The sequence below is a fragment of the Leifsonia sp. NPDC014704 genome, from assembly GCF_043083605.1.
In the GTDB taxonomy this organism is placed as follows: Bacteria; Actinomycetota; Actinomycetes; order Actinomycetales; family Microbacteriaceae; genus Leifsonia.
This window is the reverse complement of record NZ_JBIBYW010000001.1, coordinates 89662-106011: the sequence shown is the minus strand read 5'-3', so window position 1 is coordinate 106011 and position 16350 is coordinate 89662. Positions and strand designations below refer to the sequence as shown.

The window sequence follows — 16350 nt, the reverse complement described above, 5'->3', positions numbered from 1 at the left end:
CGACCGACTCCCTCGCGTTGTTGACCTCTATGAACGAACCCACCCGAGCGAGCGTCGGCTTCCGGTCGGAGCGCGGCCCCATCCTGATCGCCCTCATGCTGACGACCGGGCTCGTGGCCATCGACTCGACGATCCTCGCGACGGCGGTGCCCTCGATCGTCCAGGACCTCGGCGGGTTCTCGCAGTTCCCGTGGCTGTTCTCCGTCTACCTGCTCGCGCAGGCAGTGTCCGTGCCCGTCTACGCGAAGCTCTCCGACACCGTCGGCCGCAAGCCCATCGTGCTCATCGGCATCGCACTGTTCCTCCTCGGATCGGTGCTCTGCGGCTTCGCATGGAGCATGCCGGCCCTCATCGCGTTCCGCGCCCTGCAGGGCCTCGGCGCCGGCGCCATCCAGCCGATGTCCATCACCATCGCCGGCGACATCTACACCGTCGCCGAGCGCGCCAAGACGCAGGGCTACCTCGCCAGCGTCTGGGCCATCTCCTCCGTCGTCGGACCGACCCTGGGCGGCGTGTTCTCGCAGTTCCTGTCGTGGCGCTGGATCTTCTTCGTCAACATCCCGCTGTGCATCCTGGCCGCGTGGATGCTCATCCGCAGCTTCCATGAGACCGTCGAGCGCCGCAGGCACCGCATCGACTACCCCGGCGCGGTGCTGCTGACCGCCGGCACGACCCTGATCATCCTCGCGGTGCTCGAGGGCGGACAGGCGTGGGCGTGGGACTCGGTGTGGAGCATCGGCGCCTTCGTGCTGGGCGGCCTGCTGCTGGTGGCCTTCGTGCTGGTGGAGCTGCGGGCCTCCGAGCCGGTACTGCCGCTGTGGGTGTTCTCCCGGAGACTGCTGGTGACGACCACACTGATCTCGCTGGGAGTCGGCGCCATCCTGATCGGCCTCACGTCGTACGTTCCCACCTACCTGGAAGGCACCATCGGCGTCGCGCCCATCGTCTCCGGCCTGGCCGTCGCCGCGCTGACCCTCGGGTGGCCGATCGCGGCCAGCCTGTCCGGCCGCTTCTACCTCCGCATCGGGTTCCGCAACACCGCCCTGCTCGGGATGAGCATCGCCATCGTCGGCGCGATCTCGCTCGCGCTCACCTCGCTGACCCCGTCGGTGCTGTTCGTCGCGGTCAGCTGCTTCATCGTCGGGCTCGGGATGGGCCTCATCGCGACCCCGACGCTGATCGCCGCACAGTCGAGCGTCGCGTGGAACGAGCGCGGCGTCGTGACCGGCAGCAACATGTTCGCCCGCTCCATCGGCAGCGCTGTCGGCGTGGCCGTGTTCGGAGCGATCGCCAACGCCATCATCGCCGGTTCGGCAGGCGGCGCGAAGTCGCCCGACACCATCCAGTCGGCGTCGACCGCGGTCTTCGTGGCGGTGGCGATCGCCACGGTGCTCACGATCGCCGCGGGCCTGGCGATGCCGCGCTCCCGCGTGGAGGACGTGGAGCTCGGCCGCGCGCCGGCCGCATCGAGTTGACGCAACACGCCGTCCGCGCAGTCTCGCGCACGGCGCGTCGCGTCAACCAGACCGGCCGCGGCGGACTTGCCGTGCGTCAGCCGGGGAGCCGGGTCAGCACCACGAACTCGTTGTAGGTGAACGCCTTGCCCGCGAAGCGCGGCAGCGGGAACGAGTACTCCCGCTCGACCGTGAGGCCCAGGCGGTCGGCGAGGCGGTGGAGGCCGTCGAAGTCGGTGAACGCGACATGGGTGGCGTCGCTCGCATAGCCCCGCTCCTGCGGCGTGATGAAAAGGACGTGACCGCCCGGCTTCACGTACGGCAGGTACATGCGCACCAGTTCGACCGCGAAGTCCGGGTCGACGTGCTCGACGACGTGGGCGAGCAGCAACGAGTCGAAGGCGCCGGGCACCGCGTACTCGGTCGACGGGAACTCGTCGCTCGTGAACGAGGTCAGCCCGCGCGCCCGCGCAATCGCCACCGACTCCGCATTGTGGTCGACGCCGACGCCGTTGTTGCCGAGGTGCGCCAGATTGCGGCCCAGGCCGCTCCCCACATCCAGCACCCGCCCGAGGTGCAGGCGGCGGATGTTCCAGCGGTACGGCGCCTGCACATTCAGTGTGCGGCGCCACCAGCTGGTGTCCAGACGTCGGAGGCGCTCCGCGTAGTCGGCGCCCGCAGTGTCCCGGCCCTCGTTCGGCTCCGCGCCCGTCCCGTGCCCTTCGGAATCCGACGGCATCAGCTGGCTCGGTCTGTCGACTGCATGCGTCCACGGTAGAGCACCCGGTACAGCGCCTTCAAAGCAAAGTCCCCCTACGATCATGTGAGAACTGTCCACTGTTCGATGGGATGAGCTGAATGGCAACTGGCAGAGGGACGACAGGTCCTACGAAACGCGACCGCCGCGAGGAGGCGCGCGAAACCGCCAGGAGGATGCGCGAAGAGGCCGCCAAGAAGGCCAAGCGGCGCAAGATCATCGTTCAAGGATCGGTCATCGCCGGCGTCATCGCTGTGCTCGCCATCATCGGCGTCGTCATCTTCACCACTGTGGGAACCGGGGGCGCCGGAGCCGCGAACCCGAAGAACATGGCCAGCGGCGGCATCCTGCTCGAGTCGTCGAGCAAGGCCGTGACGACGCCGGCGATCCCGTCGGGCGGTCAGCCGACGCCGACGAAGATGGAGCTCGACGGCAAGACCGCGCACATCCAGATCTGGCTCGACTACCAGTGCCCCTACTGCGACCAGTTCGAGACCACGAATGACGACCAGATCAAGCAGTGGATGGCGGACGGCTCGGCGACGATCGAGATCCACCCCGTCGCGATCCTCGACAGCTCGCAGAACAACAACTACTCGACGCGCGCCGGCGCTGCCGTCTCGTGTGTGGCGAACTCGGAGCCGGACAAGTTCTGGGATGTCAACTCCGCGCTCTTCGCGAAGCAGCCGGACGAGCAGACCGGCACCGGGCTCACGAACGCCGAGATCCTCAGCATCTTCAAGGATGCGGGCGTCAGCTCCAAGGCCGTCACCGACTGCGTGAACAACCAGACGTATGCGGACTTCGTCACCGCGATGACGAAGGACGCGACGACCAACTCGCAGCTGAAGAACCCGACGACCGGCGGTTTCGGAACCCCGACCGTCTTCGTCAACGGCGAGCGCTACCAGGGCGGCTTCACCGACGCCTCGCAGTTCGCCGCGTTCACGCAGGCAGCCGTGAAGGACGCCGGCTCGGGCAAGACCATCACCTTCCCCACCGCCAAGTAACGCGAGCTCTATCCGACAGCTCCTGAGTTTTTCGCCCGAATCGTCACGATCGGGCGGAAAAACTCAGGAGCTGTCTGCGTGGGGGCGGGTGTAGCGTCGGGGGCGACAAGGCGAGAGAGCGGAAGGGACGAGGCGATGGATCGGATTCCGGAGGACGGCGTCGAGGACGTAGAGGTCGGCGAGACGGATGCGGGCGAGACGCCCGGCTGGGCCGATCCGGCCGACGGCGACGTCGACTACGCGCTCAACGACCCCGAGGCCGAGGCCGACTTCGCCGACGAGCTCGTCACGAACGACGCGGTCGCCGGCGAGACGATCTGGTCTGGTCCGGGCGACGGCAACGACGGCCCGACCGGCGGTCAGGCCCGCGAGGCCGAGCCGGTCTACGACGAGCACGGCGACGAGCCGGAGGATGACGGCGTGCTGACCGAAGAGGACGTCGAGGAAGAGGGCATCTAGCCCAGCGCATCCACCACTCCGCGGGCACTCCGCTCGAGGAAGCCGACGATCTGCTCCGACGGCAGGTCGGTGCCGATCGCGCTCTCGACGAGCGCCTCCTCGGCGAACGCGATCCACGATCGCAGTGCGATGCGCAGCAGCGCGGTGTCCGGCACGCCCAACTCGAGGAAGACAGCGATCACACGATCCGCCTGCTCCCCGCGGGCCTCCTCCACCACCTGGCGCACCTCCGTGTCTCCGGAGGCGACGCCGCGCACCAGCGAGTAGAACGTCCCGCTGTGCTCGCGCACGAATGCGACGATGCGCTCGAGTGTGTCGTGGAGGCGGTCCAGCGGCGCGAGCCCGGCCACCGGCTCCGTGGCGTGGAGCATGCTGTCGCGGGCCGTGCGGACGACCTCCCGATGGAGGCCGTGCTTCGATCCGAAGTAGTGGAACAGCAGCCCGCGCGAGACGCCCGCGCGAGCCGACAGCTCCTCGATGGAGAGCTGGTCCAGCGGGTTGTCGGCGAGGAACGCCACTCCGAGCGCGACGAGTTGCGCTCGTCGCTCGTCCGGCGTCAGCCTCGTGCGCCGGTCGGTGTCCATGTTCCGAGACTATCGGCCGCCTCCCGAACACTGAGGTGCCGGATCTTCTATTGACAGCCTGTCAATAACGTCTAAGCTCGCATCTGGGCCTGACTGCGCCGACGCTGTCAAGTCCCCCGAACAGGAGGATCGATGAAGTTCCGAAAGCTCGCCGGGTCGCATGCCGGACGGATCGTGCTCGCCGCCGTCCCCGTCGCCGTCGTCTCCACCGTGCTGATGACCGGCGTCGCCCAGGGCGCCGTCCCCGTCTCCTTCGCCGTCTCCGGTAGCCAGTTCCAGATCAGCGCGACCAAGCTCGACGGCACCGGCTTCTCGCAGTACGCCGGCGTCGCGCCCGACACCGCGGGCAAGGAGCACCAGGTCGCCATCGCGAACATCAAGTCCGCCACGCTCTCCGACCTCTGCCAGGCCGTCGTCACCGACACCCCGCTCGGCAAGGTCGGGATGCTGATCACCGCGGGCGGCGGCGGCAACCCGGCCTCGGCCTCCGACCTCCAGATCGGCATGACCGACCTCAAGGGCGACTCCGAGTTCCACAACATCCGCATCGGCGTCGACGCCTCCACCGTGAACACCTCGGCCAAGGGCAGCGCGGGCGACTTCGCGCAGGATGCGGACACGGTCACGATCACGAACCTCCAGCAGACCGCGTGGAGCACCCAGGCCTCCGTCTTCACCCTCAGCGGCATGCACGTCGAGCTGACCGACGGCTCGAAGGGATGCTTCTGATCGTGGCCCGCGCGCACGCGAACGGCCCGATCGCGGCCGGCGAGGAGACGACCGCGGCGAGCACCCGCGCGCGCTTCCGCGCGTGGCGCCGCAGCCGCCCCTTCGTCGGCGGTTTGCTGACCGCGATCGGCGGCGTCGAGATGTTCTTCTCGGGGCAGCTCGACATCGGCAAGATCCACGTGCAGCTCGGCATCGAGGGACTGCAGGCGACAATCATCCCGATCCTGCTCGTGCTGCTCGGCATCCTGGTGATCGCGATGCCCGCGCACCGCATCTTCTACGGCGTGATCGCGTTGGCCGTCGCCGTGTACTCGCTGGTCGGCGTCAACCTCGGCGGGTTCTTCGTCGGGATGCTGCTGAGCAGCATCGGCGGCATCCTCACCGTGGCCTGGATGCCGAAGAAGGCCGAAATGGATGCGGCGGGCGCCGAGGGGGATGGCGACGCGCGTGCGGCAGGCTCGGCCGCCGCCACACCGACCGAATCGCCGGCCTCATCATCCACCGAAGGCACGATCGCATGAGGCGGGGCCGCTCCGGCATGGTCGCGGGTGCCCTGGTCGCGTGCATCGCCGCCGCCCTCGCAGGCCTCGGCGCTGCGCGTGTGCCGACCGCGGCTCCCGCCGCGCTGTGCATCCCGATCATCATGCCGTGCAGCTCGCCGACGCCGACCCCGACGCCCACGCCGACCGGCACCGGAATCCCGGGCGTCCCCACGCTGCCGATCCCGGGCGCTCCGGGCGCGCCCGCCGTGCCCGGCTCCCCCACGCCGACGCCGACGGCTCCGGCGACCCCCGCCGCCCCAGCCGGCCCGGACGCGACCGCCCCGGTCTTCACCCAACCGCCCGCACAGCTCGGCAGCAGCTCGCTGTCGTTCTCGGGGCTCACGGGCATCAGCGTCGTCACCGTCCCGCTCGCCGACGGCAGCCGCATCCCCGTGCTCAAGATCTCGGCCGACAGCATCACCATCGACGGCTTCAGCCTGACCGTCCGCAAGGAGACCGGCCCCAAGCTCGCGACCACCGCCGACCAGATGGCGCTGCGCGGCAACGTGCAGGTCTACCTCGACTCGGTGACCGCGACCGGCCCCGACGGCAAGACCCTGACCCTCGGCGCGGCCACCCCTCCCCCGGCGGACGGCCTGCCTCCCCAGCTGCTGCGCGTCACACTGGGGCTCGTCGGAGTAACGGCGGACAGCATCCACTTCACCGACCCGCATCAGCACCTGACGGACTAGCGGCCCGCCGCTCACCCATCCAGGTGACGCAACACGCCGTCGGGGCCTCGGCGCCGACGGCGTGTTGCGTCAACTCGCATGGTCGGAGTGGACGCGGCCCTCAGCGCCCGCGCCGCAGCCGGCGCCGCTCGCGCCAGCTGAGCGCCGCGTACGCCTCCTGCTCGGCCCGCCGCCTGGCGTCGGCCTCGCGGATGCGCTCGTCGCGCCGCTGCCGCCAGCGGGCGACCTCCTCGTCGACGTCGCGCGTGCGCGTTATCACGGGCGGGCCGCCCTGCAGCTGCCGCCGCGCCTCGATCACGCGCCGGTTGAAGCTCTCAAGATGCTCGCGCACGGTGCTCTCCGACGCGAGCCGGTCGAGTTTGTCGTCGAGCTCTGCGTCCTCGGTGCGCAGCAGCAGCGCCGGCGGCCCGAGTCCGGTCAGCTGCTCGCGCTCGATCTTGCGGCGGATCCACCAGTCCGGATCGTGCGTCCCGGTGAGCCCGGGCAGCGGCTTGCCCGCGCCGGGCAGGTTGTCGAAGTCGCCGCGGCGCATCGCCTGCTGGATCGAGGTCTCCACGATCTGCGCGCGCTGCTCCATGGTGGGCTGGCCGGGATTGGCCTCTTCCACCGGCTCTCCGCGCGCCTCCGCGTCTCGTCGCAGGCGGTAACGCGCGGCCTCGACGAGCGGGTCGGACTCCCGAGGCGCGCGACGGATGTCGTCGCGGTTGCGGGCCATGCGTCCAGGTTACGCCCGGCCACCGACGGTCCGCCGGGGGTTGCGTCCGCGCCCTGGCCGGTGTCGGTGGCAGCGACTACGTTCGGCCCATGGAGTTCCGCATCGAGGTGCCGCAGACCGTGCTCGACGACCTCCGACGCCGGCTGGATACGACCATCCTGCCGGAGCCGACGCCCGGGCCGGAGTGGTCGAACGGCATCCCGCCGCGCGTGCTGCGCGCGCTCGTCGACCGCTGGCGGACGGGATACGACTGGCGCGCGTTCGAGCGGCGGGTCGACGGGTACGAGCAGCGGATGATGCAGCTCGAGGGCTCGGACGTGCACGTCGTGCGCCTTCCAGCCCGCCGCGCGTCCGGCCTCCCGATCGTCCTCACGCACGGCTGGCCGTACTCCTTCGCATCGATGCTCGATCTCGGCGACCTGCTCGCCGAAGACCGTGACGTGGTGCTTCCGTCCTTGCCCGGGTACGGCTACTCGGGGGTGCTGCCCGAGCCGTTCTCCTCCCAGGGCGTCGCTCGGCGGTGGAACGCGCTGATGACCTCCGAGCTGGGCTACGACCGGTATCTGACCTACGGCGAGGACGTCGGAGCCGGGGTGAGCGACTGGCTGGCGGGAACGCATCCCGAGTCGGTCGCCGGGATCATCGCCCCGCACGCGTCCTTCTCGGCACGCACCCGGCCGGGCGTCGAGTTGACCGACGAGGAGACGGAGTTCCTGCAGTCGGTCCACCGCCCCGAAGAATCGGGATACGCGCACATTCAGGGCACGCGTCCCGACACGCTCGCCGCCGCCCTGATCGACTCCCCCAGCGGTCTGCTCGCCTGGATCGCCGAGAAGGTGGCCGCGTGGAGCGACGGCGAGGGGCTGGAGCGCTTCGACATGGACGACGTGCTCACCAACGTCGCGCTGTACTGGGTCACGCGGTCCATCGGAACGAGCTTCCGCCCCTACCGCGAGCCGCCCGACGACGACGACCTCCACCCGCTGGTCGAGGTGCCCGCCGCGATCATCATCCAGCGCCATGAGGCCGCTTACCCGCGGTCGCTTGCCGAGAAGAGCTACACCGACATCCGTTCGTTCGAGCGCCTGGAACGCGGCGGCCACTTCACCGCGTGGGAGGCGCCGGAGGCCATCGCGCGCACGGTGCGTGAACTGGAGATGAACATCGGCAATTCATAGCCGCAGACCCGTTGACAACGCAGGAAACCCCTTTACTGTGTGCACTAAGCAACGGATGGCAGGCTGGACCGCAGGGGGCGGGCAGCTGTACTGCGTTCCCGGTGCGCGGCGGTCGGCTTTTTCGGGTGAGCCGGCCGCCGCTAATTCTTGTCCGGCCCTGCCTCGCCGCTCCGGAGCTCGGTACGCTGGCCGCCGTGACTGGAGATGCTGTGACCGATGATGCTGTGACCGCTGCCGAACACCTCCGGACCGTGCGCGAACGCTTCGACGACCGCGCGCCCACCTACGACGAGAGCGCCATGCACCGCGACCTCGCCGCCGCCGTCGCCGCATTCGCCGACCTGAACGGGGTGGATGCGGTGCTCGACGTGGCCACCGGCACCGGCCTGGTGCTCCGCGCCCTCCGCGACCGTGGCTACACGGGAGGCGCCACCGGCGTGGACCTCTCCCCGCGCATGCTCGCCGAGGCCCGCCGCCACCTCCCGGACGCCGACCTCCTGGAGGCGGATGCGACCCGCCTGCCGCTCGGCGACGGCACGTTCGACCTCGTGACGTGCGTCACCGGACTCCAGCTGTTCCCGCATCCCGTCGCCGCGATCGCCGAGTGGACGCGCGTCCTCCGCCCGGGCGGCCGGGCTGTCACGGCGACGTTCCTCACCTTCGATCCGTCGAAGCACCGCTCCGCCCCACCGCAGGCGTTCATCGACCACGCCCCGTTCGACTCGGTCGAGCACCTCGCCGACACCGTGGAGTCCGCGGGCTTCCGTGTCGCCCGAACCGCCACGTGGACGGACGGCGCCGACGAACTCCTCCTCGCCGAGCTCGCCCTCCCCGCCTCCTGACACCGCATCCCCCACCGGCGAGTCCGCACAAACGTGACGTCCTCCAGGCGCGTCGCGTGCAAAGTTTGCGGACTCGACGGTGGGGGGACGGGGGTGTGGGGGTCAGGCGCGGGACTCGCGCGCGAGCCGCCGCATCGTCCAGAAGCAGCCGAGGAACGCGAACGCCAGGGCCAGCACCACCTGCGGCAGGTACGCCTGCCACAGCTCGCCGTTGTTGAAGATGTTGTCCGCGAACAGCGCCCAGAAGTCCGCGTCGGTGAGCGCCTGCGTCAGCGGGATGCCGACCGCGCTGACGAGATCGGTGAAGATCCCAGCGAGCAGGCTGAGCACCACGGTCACGACCACGATCGCGACGAGCCCCCAGAAGGCGCCGCGCGTGACGCGCGCCTTCGACCCGGCGCGATACAGCCACACGGCTCCCGCCGCGACACCCCACGAGACGATGGAGGCGATGAAGCCGATGTTCCACAGGACGGTCCACGCGATCACCCCGGCCGGGATGATGACCAGCGCCAGCGCGAGGCCCCGGCCGACACGCTCCTGCTGAGTGAGCGGTCCGCCGGGCGCGAGGGATTCTGCGGACGGGTACTCGGCCGCCGAAGGCGCGTCGGCAGCCTCCGTCACGTCCGTCCCCGCATCCGCTGCTGACGTTTCCGCGGGCACCGCGGCCGCCGGCTCCCCGGCTGACGGCTCCCCGGGCGCCAGCTCCCCGTATCGCGGTTGAGTTCGGTCGTCTGTCGCGTCGGTCACGTGTGTCCCCCATCCCGGCCTCCCACCGAGGCGCGGAGGACAGCCTCCCACACCCGCGGCTTCCAGTACCGCTCGGGCCACACCCCATTTCGAGGCGCACGGACACGGTCACAGACGACTCGCGACCCCGAACCAGCGCGCCAGCCGCACCTCCAGCTCCTCCTGCGAGCTCCCGACCCACACCACATGCCCGTCGGGCCGCAGCAGCACCGCCGGCGCATCCAACTCGTCGCTGACGTCCGACACGAGATCGACCCGACCCGCCCATCCTTCGACGCTGAGCGTTCCCGTCTGGTCGAGCAGCAGTCCGCGTCCGTCGTGGAGGTGCTCGTACAGCCGCCCGCGCGACAGCCGGACGTCACGTAACCGCCGCCCGAGCAGCCCGCGCGCGTCCGAGCCCGCGTCCGCCTCCCCCACGTCGTACCGCACCGCGATCCCGGCGACCTTCGCGCCGAAGAACTCCCCCACTCCGTCCACATCCATCAGCTCGGTCAGCAGGCGTCGCACCGCCTGCGGCCCGGGCTCCGGCGAGATCAGCTCGCTCTGCGCCCGCGTGATCGTCAGCACGTCCTCCGCCGCCGGATGCCGCTCTCCGAAGTAGGTGTCGAGCAGCCCGTCGGGCGCCCATCCACCGACCTCCGCGGCGAGCTTCCAACCGAGGTTGAAGGCGTCCTGGATGCCGAGGTTCAGTCCCTGCCCTCCGAGCGGCGGGTGGATGTGCGCAGCGTCTCCCGCGATCAGCACGCGCCCGACGCGGTACCGCTCGGCGAGCCGCGTCGCGTCGGTGAACCGCGTGATCGAACGCGGCGAGTGGATCCCGAAATCGGTTCCCGCATACGCCCGCAGCTGCGTCCGGAACTCGTCGAGCGTCGGCGGCACCGACCGATCCTCCGACACGGATGCCGCGGGCACGACCGCGCGGTAGAGCCCCTCGCCGTTCGGGCCGATCCCGAAGCCGCGGTGCGTCTTCCGCACCTCCTCGGAGACGGCGGCGATCTCCTCCGCCGACACGGTCGCCTGAACCTCGCCGAGGATCCACTCGGTGGTCGCTGCCTCGCCGGGGAAGTCGATCCCGAGCGTCCGACGCACCAGGCTGCGGCCGCCGTCGCAGCCGACCAGCCAGCGCCCGCGCACCCGCTCACCGGATGCGAGCTCGACCTCCACCTGGTCCGCCGCCTGCGAGAACCCGACGACCTCCTCGCCGCGACGAATGTGCGCCCCCAGCTCGGCCGCGCGCTCGGCGATGATCCGGTCGGTAACCGGCTGCGGCATCCCCAGAATGTAGTCGTGCGCCGTGTCGAGGTGCACCGGCCGCGGGCTCGGGATGCCGGCGAACCGCCCGCCTCCCGGGTATTTCGTGCCGGCCGCGAGGAAGCGGTCCAGCAAACCGCGCGAGTCCATGATCTCGATGCTGCGCGGGTGCAGGCCGAGCGACCGGACCGCGGTCGTCGGCTCCATGTCCCGCTCCAGCACCAGCACCTCCACCCCGTGCAGGCGCAGTTCGCCGGCCAGCATCATCCCCGTCGGACCGCCCCCGCTGATGATCACGTCGAACACGTCAGAAGCCATGCGTCTCCCTATCCTCACATCCGCTGCGCGTCAAGATTTCACGCGCGACCAGCAATTCTGGTGGACGAGACCGGCCTTGCCGCAAGCCCCCACCCGACCGGTATCCTGGAAATGCAGGTACAGCCCGATGCGCAGGATCGGAATGCCCTTGCACTCGGGCATCCTCCCGTCGTCACCCCCATGGGATGATTTTGGTGAGCGCGTCCACCACGCGCCGACCGGAGTCGCCTCGATGCCAGACCATCGCCCGCCCCCCGTGCACGCGATCCAGCGCCCCGCGCTGTTCGAGCAGCTGGACGTCGGTGTCCGAGGGCCGTTGACCGTCATCGTCGCTCCTGCCGGGTCGGGGAAGACCGCCCTCTTGTCTCAGTGGGTGGCGTCGCGTCCGCATCTCGCCGTCGCGTGGTTCCAGGTGACGACGGCCGACCGGGACGGCGCACGATTCGCCCGCCGGTTCGCGGCAGGACTCACGGCAGTGCACCCCACGGTCGGCGCGCTTCATCCGCGGTCCGAGGCGACCGGCTGCTTCGGCGAGGCGTTTCTCGACGACCTCGTCGCCGCTCTCGCCGATGCGGAGACCGAGATCGTGATTCTCATCGACGACGTGCAGATCCTGCAGAGTCCGGAACTGGTTGCCGACCTGTCCGCCCTCGCCGATCGCCTCCCACCGAACGCGCACCTCATCCTCTCCTCGCGGACGGATGCAGGGATGCGGCTCACCCACCACCGCTTGCGCCACTCCGTGGTCGAGATCCGGCAGCACCAGCTGAGGTTGGATGTCGTCGAGACGGAGCATCTGCTGACGCAGCTGACCGGCCGAGCCGTGGACACCGGCACGGCTGCGACCATCCGCGAGCACACCGACGGATGGGCCGCGGGCGTTCAGCTGGCCGGACTCACCCTGCGCTCCCGACCCGACGAAGATCTGGTGGCGAGCATCGGGGAGTCAGACCGCCTGATCATCGAGTACCTCGGAGAGGAGGTTCTGGACGCGCAGCCGCCGGAACGCCGGGACGCGCTGCTTCGCCTGTCCGTGGCCGACGAGCTGCACCCCGATCTCGTGCCGGTGCTGACCTCGGGCGACCTCGGGCCGGACGTCCTCCGCCGGCTCGAGAGCGAGTCCCTGTTCATCACTGCGCTGCCGGAGAAGCCGGGATGGTTCACCTTCCACGCGCTGTTCCGGAGCGGCATGCGCGCCCTCCTCCGTATCGAGCAGCCGGGTGTGGAGCATTCGCTGCTCGTGCGCATCGCGACGTGGTCGCGACAGCGGGACGACACGGCGACGGCCGTTGAGGCCCTGCTGCGCGCCCGCCACTGGGAGGAAGCGATGGAGCTGGTGCTCTCGATCGGCCGCGAGGCGTTCGAGAATGGGCACGCCGCCACACTGGCGCGGTGGCTGGGGCAGGTCCCCGCGGAAGTCAGGAGATCGTCGCCGGATGCGGAGCTCGTCTACGGATTCACCCTGGGCTCGACCGGACGGACCCGGCAGACCATGGAACTGCTGCGCGCCCTCACAGCCCGCGCGGATGTCGACGCCGGCCGGAAAGCGGTGGCATACACCTTCATGGCGATCACCGTCCAGTTCCACCCTCCGGCGGAGTCGGCGTACACCGCCGCGATGAGCGCACTCGAGCTTCTCGATGACTCGGAACTGGTGCTGCCCGACCTCCTTCAACTCACCCGGCGCGACCTCCTGGTGGCCATGTCGCTCGGTTCGGCCGGTCGCGCCGAGCTATTCGACGGCAGACTGCAGGCGGGGTCGCACTGGCTTCGCCGCATGCTCGCGTCGCCGGGCGGCCAGTATCCGCCCTGGCGCATCCATGGGATCGGGACGCTGGCGCTGGCCTCTGCGCTCAGTGGGCGGCTGAACGCAGCGACCGCCCAGGCGGAGGAAGCGCTGCAGCTCGCCGCACAGACGTCGCTGCTCGATCATCCCGCCACCGGGGATGCGCATATCGCGCTCGCGCTGGTCGCCGTCCGTCGAGGAAGGCCCGGCTCCGGCTCGCTGTCGCTGCGTGAGGGCGTGCTGCGCGCATCGTCGAACGCACGCACCCAGCTGCTCTGGTTCGCCGTCCTGACCGAACGCCTGGCCTTGCCGGCGGACGGAGCAGCGGAGGTCGCCCTGCCGCCGACTCCCCCGCCGCCGATCGTGAGGTCGGAACTGGACGCCGTCGGGCTGCGGGACGCCCGGCACTCCGGGCGGGCGGAACCCGTCCACGCTGCGGCGACCGAGTGGTCCTCACTCGCTTTCGAGGAGGTGGCCGCCCGCCTCGCTCGAGGCGACGTGGCCGCGGCGGGACGCCGCCTCCAGGAGATCGATCCGCCGGGCCCGTCGGCAACGATTGCCGCCCAGGTGCAGCGTTCCCTCGCGGTCGGCTGGCACCTGGTCGCCGCGGGTGACCACCCGTCGGCCGAGCGTCACCTCGCCCAGGCCGTCGCGCTGGCGGCCCCGGAGGGACTGGTCGACGTGTTCGCCCGCACGGGACGCGTCGTGGCGGCGGCGATCGACGAGCTTCCCGGCGCACCCGACGCGTTCCGCCGAGAAATCGTCCGGCAGGCCGGCCTGGCGGCTGACGCGGACGTTCATCCGCTGCCCGATCCACTCACCCCTCGCGAGGTGGCCATCCTCGCCTATCTGCCGACCCGCCTCTCGAATGCGGAGATCGCTGCGCGCGGCTACGTCTCCCTGAACACCGTGAAGACCCACATCGCGCGCATCTATCGCAAGCTCGACGTGCAGTCTCGCGCCGCCGCGGTCGACCGTGCAGCCGAGTTGGGCCTGCTGGAGCCGCTGGCCATGGTCGACGAGCGCTGACGCCTGCACGCGTCGCCCGCCAAACACCTGCATAAGGTCACCCCGTTCGGGTGACGCCGCCGGGCTCCGCCGCGCCCTAGCGTCCTCGGTGTAGTGATGCGACCCTCATGCCGGTCGACGGTTCGGGCCCTTCGGCCGGCATGGGTTCGGGGAAGGAGCGGACGTGACCTACATCGATCTGCCCATCGGGCTGACGCCCCGCCGCGGGGCCGAGTTCCATCTGATCCGGTGGACGCGCGGACGCGAGGAGTGGACGGCCGAGACCATCCTCGCGGTCTACATCTCGTCGACGCTGACCGAGTGGATCGTCGACCATCACGGACGCCGGATACGGCTGTCGCGGCAAGAGTGGCTGCGGTATTTGCCGTGACGGCGGCGCTCAGGTGGCCACGCTCACGCTCGCGGCGTCGTTTCATTCGGGCAAGCATAGCCAGCGCCATGAGTCGAAGACGCTGTGAGCAACGGGCCAGCGGTATCCCGGACCCCCCTTCGGGGGTTGGAAGAGGAAGTCTCATTTCTGAGAGCCTAGGAAGGCTTTGGAGGACCTATGCCTCCGCTGCACATCTCCACACAGCAAAGGACCACGAATGAGCACCCTTCCTCCGCCGCCCGCACCCGAGCAGCAGTACGCCGCACCCGCGCCGCAGAAGACCGGAAACGGCCTCGGCATCGCTGCGCTGATCCTCGGGATCATCGCGCTCGTCAGCGCCTTCATCCCGTTCCTCAGCTACGGCGCGTGGTTCTTCGGTCTCATCGGTCTCATCCTCGGGATCATCGGGCTGGTCCAGAAGAACAAGTCCAAGGGCGTGGCGCTGACCGGCACGATCCTCTCGGGCGTCGCGATCATCCTGTCGATCGTCATGTCGATCGTTTACACCGCGGCTTTCGCCTCCGCTGTCAACGACGCCGTGAACGATGAGATCAAGAAGCAGGATGCGGTCGCCTCCCAGCCCGTCGAGGTCGTCTACGACGTCACAGGAACCAGCACCGACACGACCATCGTGTACTCCACCTACGCCGACGGCGGATCGAAGTCCGAGACGGCCTCGAACACCCCCCTTCCCTGGACCAAGACGATCTCCGTCAAGAAGGGTGGCACCTTCGACTTCAGCAGCTTCTCCGTCACGGCGACCGCCGGCCAGGACGGCGGCGACGTCGCGTGCAAGATCACGGTGGGCGGCAAGGTCGTCTCCGAGCAGACCGCCACCGGGCAGTTCGCCACGGTGAGCTGCCTCGCCACGGGCACCGGCGACGAGTAAGGCTCTCGTGGGTCCCGCCGCACGTGCGGCGGGACCCACGTCGCTCAGACGATGACGAATCCACCTGCCGGCTGGTACCCCGATCCCGAATATTCCGGACAGCAGCGCTACTGGGACGGCTCTGCGTGGACGGTGAACCGCGCGCCGAGCGGCCCCGGAACTCCGCGCGACACTTCCCGTGCGCGCAACGACGCTGCTGAGGGTGCTCGCCCCTCCCGAGACTCATCCCTTGCAACGCTCGCGCTGATCCTCGCGATCATCGGGTTCGTCTTCGGTGTCATCCCGTTCGCCGCTTGGATCGCGTGGCTGTTGTTCGTACCTGCGCTCGTTCTCGCCATCCGCGCCCTCGTCAAGGGACAAGCGGGCAAGGGACAGTCGATCTCTGCGATCAGCGTCGCGAGCGTCGGTTGGCTCATCGCGCTGGTGGTGGGCATCGCATCGTTCGGGATCGTCGGCGGATCCACCTCCGACGCCGAGCCGGCGGCGCTTCCGACAGCGGCGCACACCACTGCGCCCTCTCCGACGGCCGCGCCGACCCCGACGTCGGCGGTTCCGAGCCCAGCCCCGTCGAGCCCTCCGCCAGTGCCCGGTATCGGGCAAAGCGTCGCGAGCCGAAGTGGGGTCTCCTTCACCGTGACAGGCGTTCAGTGCGGTCTCGGAACGCAGGACGACGTTTTCGGCACGGTCACGCCCAAGGGCCAGTTCTGCAAGGTCGACTTCGTCGTCGCCAATGGCAGCTCGCAACCGCAGAACGTCTCCGCGTGGGACGTCTACGGCTACATCGGAAACGCCCGCTACGAAGCGGACACCAGCCTGGGCAGCTTCGGAGAGGACTCCTTCTCGACCACCGTCAACCCCGGGCTGAGCGTCAACTGCAGCGTCTACTTCGATGTGCCTGCTGGAGCAGGCCTCGACCGCGTGAAGCTGATCACCAGCTGGTGGGGAGGCGACGGCGCCACGGTGACGCTGCGCTGATCCACTCGGACCACACGGCC

17 protein-coding genes are annotated in these 16350 nt (G+C 69.8%); 12 read left to right on the top strand and 5 right to left on the bottom strand.

Going from position 1 to position 16350, the window contains the following annotated elements; genetic code table 11:
* The first annotated feature begins 29 nt into the window (after positions 1 to 29).
* On the top strand, positions 30 to 1475 hold the full coding sequence (locus ACF1AJ_RS00600; RefSeq protein ID WP_391505694.1) for an MDR family MFS transporter: 1446 nt from the start codon (positions 30 to 32) through the stop codon (positions 1473 to 1475).
* A gap of 76 nt (positions 1476 to 1551) precedes the next feature.
* Here the strand turns inward: ACF1AJ_RS00600 and ACF1AJ_RS00595 are convergent, their stop codons facing one another.
* A complete protein-coding gene (locus tag ACF1AJ_RS00595; protein ID WP_391505693.1) occupies positions 1552 to 2193 on the bottom strand; it encodes a class I SAM-dependent methyltransferase in 642 nt (213 codons plus the stop codon).
* A gap of 119 nt (positions 2194 to 2312) precedes the next feature.
* Here ACF1AJ_RS00595 and ACF1AJ_RS00590 point away from each other — a divergent pair, with 119 nt between their 5' ends.
* Together ACF1AJ_RS00590 and ACF1AJ_RS00585 are read left to right on the top strand one after the other, a co-directional pair.
* Positions 2313 to 3221 carry a DsbA family protein gene (locus ACF1AJ_RS00590; protein ID WP_391505692.1) on the top strand — a complete coding sequence of 303 codons (909 nt, stop codon included), beginning with the start codon at positions 2313 to 2315 and terminating at the stop codon, positions 3219 to 3221.
* 135 nt (positions 3222 to 3356) lie between these two features.
* Positions 3357 to 3680 (top strand): hypothetical protein, encoded by a 324-nt coding sequence (locus tag ACF1AJ_RS00585; protein WP_391505691.1) that lies wholly within the window; start codon positions 3357 to 3359, stop codon positions 3678 to 3680.
* On the opposite strand, the gene ACF1AJ_RS00580 is transcribed toward ACF1AJ_RS00585, so the two are convergent.
* Positions 3677 to 4264 (bottom strand): TetR/AcrR family transcriptional regulator, encoded by a 588-nt coding sequence (locus ACF1AJ_RS00580; RefSeq protein WP_391505690.1) that lies wholly within the window; start codon positions 4262 to 4264, stop codon positions 3677 to 3679. The genes ACF1AJ_RS00585 and ACF1AJ_RS00580 overlap by 4 nt on opposite strands.
* Positions 4265 to 4396: 132 nt before the next feature.
* Between ACF1AJ_RS00580 and ACF1AJ_RS00575 the strand changes: the two genes are divergently transcribed.
* Genes ACF1AJ_RS00575 through ACF1AJ_RS00565 form a run of 3 tightly spaced genes read left to right on the top strand, consistent with a single transcriptional unit; the run spans position 4397 to position 6227 of the window.
* Positions 4397 to 4993, top strand: coding sequence for a DUF6230 family protein (locus tag ACF1AJ_RS00575; RefSeq protein WP_391505689.1), 597 nt, complete (start codon positions 4397 to 4399; stop codon positions 4991 to 4993).
* The gene (locus ACF1AJ_RS00570) at positions 4984 to 5514 is read left to right on the top strand and encodes a DUF6114 domain-containing protein (protein ID WP_391505688.1); all 531 of its coding nucleotides are present in this window, start codon (positions 4984 to 4986) and stop codon (positions 5512 to 5514) included. The genes ACF1AJ_RS00575 and ACF1AJ_RS00570 overlap by 10 nt, the downstream gene beginning before the upstream one ends.
* Positions 5511 to 6227, top strand: a complete 717-nt coding sequence (locus ACF1AJ_RS00565; protein WP_391505687.1) for a hypothetical protein — start codon at positions 5511 to 5513, stop codon at positions 6225 to 6227. The genes ACF1AJ_RS00570 and ACF1AJ_RS00565 overlap by 4 nt, the downstream gene beginning before the upstream one ends.
* A 100-nt stretch (positions 6228 to 6327) precedes the next feature.
* Here the strand turns inward: ACF1AJ_RS00565 and ACF1AJ_RS00560 are convergent, their stop codons facing one another.
* Positions 6328 to 6942 (bottom strand): DUF1992 domain-containing protein, encoded by a 615-nt coding sequence (locus tag ACF1AJ_RS00560; RefSeq protein ID WP_391505686.1) that lies wholly within the window; start codon positions 6940 to 6942, stop codon positions 6328 to 6330.
* 89 nt (positions 6943 to 7031) lie between these two features.
* On the opposite strand from ACF1AJ_RS00560, the gene ACF1AJ_RS00555 reads away from it, so the two are divergent.
* Positions 7032 to 8120 carry an epoxide hydrolase family protein gene (locus tag ACF1AJ_RS00555; protein ID WP_391505685.1) on the top strand — a complete coding sequence of 363 codons (1089 nt, stop codon included), beginning with the start codon at positions 7032 to 7034 and terminating at the stop codon, positions 8118 to 8120.
* A 194-nt stretch (positions 8121 to 8314) separates the two neighbouring features.
* Positions 8315 to 8962, top strand: a complete 648-nt coding sequence (locus tag ACF1AJ_RS00550; protein WP_391505684.1) for a class I SAM-dependent methyltransferase — start codon at positions 8315 to 8317, stop codon at positions 8960 to 8962.
* Between the two features lie 102 nt (positions 8963 to 9064).
* On the opposite strand, the gene ACF1AJ_RS00545 is transcribed toward ACF1AJ_RS00550, so the two are convergent.
* Both ACF1AJ_RS00545 and ACF1AJ_RS00540 read right to left on the bottom strand, forming a co-directional pair.
* Positions 9065 to 9712 carry a hypothetical protein gene (locus ACF1AJ_RS00545; RefSeq protein WP_391505683.1) on the bottom strand — a complete coding sequence of 216 codons (648 nt, stop codon included), beginning with the start codon at positions 9710 to 9712 and terminating at the stop codon, positions 9065 to 9067.
* Positions 9713 to 9820: 108 nt separating this feature from the next.
* Positions 9821 to 11281, bottom strand: a complete 1461-nt coding sequence (locus ACF1AJ_RS00540; RefSeq protein WP_391505682.1) for an FAD-dependent monooxygenase — start codon at positions 11279 to 11281, stop codon at positions 9821 to 9823.
* Positions 11282 to 11537: 256 nt separating this feature from the next.
* On the opposite strand from ACF1AJ_RS00540, the gene ACF1AJ_RS00535 reads away from it, so the two are divergent.
* The 4 genes from ACF1AJ_RS00535 to ACF1AJ_RS00520 all read left to right on the top strand — a co-directional run bounded on the left by ACF1AJ_RS00535 (position 11538) and on the right by ACF1AJ_RS00520 (position 16330).
* Positions 11538 to 14096: a LuxR C-terminal-related transcriptional regulator gene (locus tag ACF1AJ_RS00535; protein WP_391505681.1), complete on the top strand. Its 2559-nt coding sequence runs from the start codon at positions 11538 to 11540 to the stop codon at positions 14094 to 14096.
* A 163-nt stretch (positions 14097 to 14259) separates the two neighbouring features.
* Positions 14260 to 14466 carry a hypothetical protein gene (locus tag ACF1AJ_RS00530; RefSeq protein ID WP_391505680.1) on the top strand — a complete coding sequence of 69 codons (207 nt, stop codon included), beginning with the start codon at positions 14260 to 14262 and terminating at the stop codon, positions 14464 to 14466.
* A gap of 217 nt (positions 14467 to 14683) precedes the next feature.
* On the top strand, positions 14684 to 15355 hold the full coding sequence (locus ACF1AJ_RS00525; RefSeq protein ID WP_089876777.1) for an MmpS family transport accessory protein: 672 nt from the start codon (positions 14684 to 14686) through the stop codon (positions 15353 to 15355).
* 51 nt (positions 15356 to 15406) lie between these two features.
* The gene (locus ACF1AJ_RS00520) at positions 15407 to 16330 is read left to right on the top strand and encodes a DUF4352 domain-containing protein (RefSeq protein WP_391505679.1); all 924 of its coding nucleotides are present in this window, start codon (positions 15407 to 15409) and stop codon (positions 16328 to 16330) included.
* Positions 16331 to 16350 lie beyond the last annotated feature (20 nt).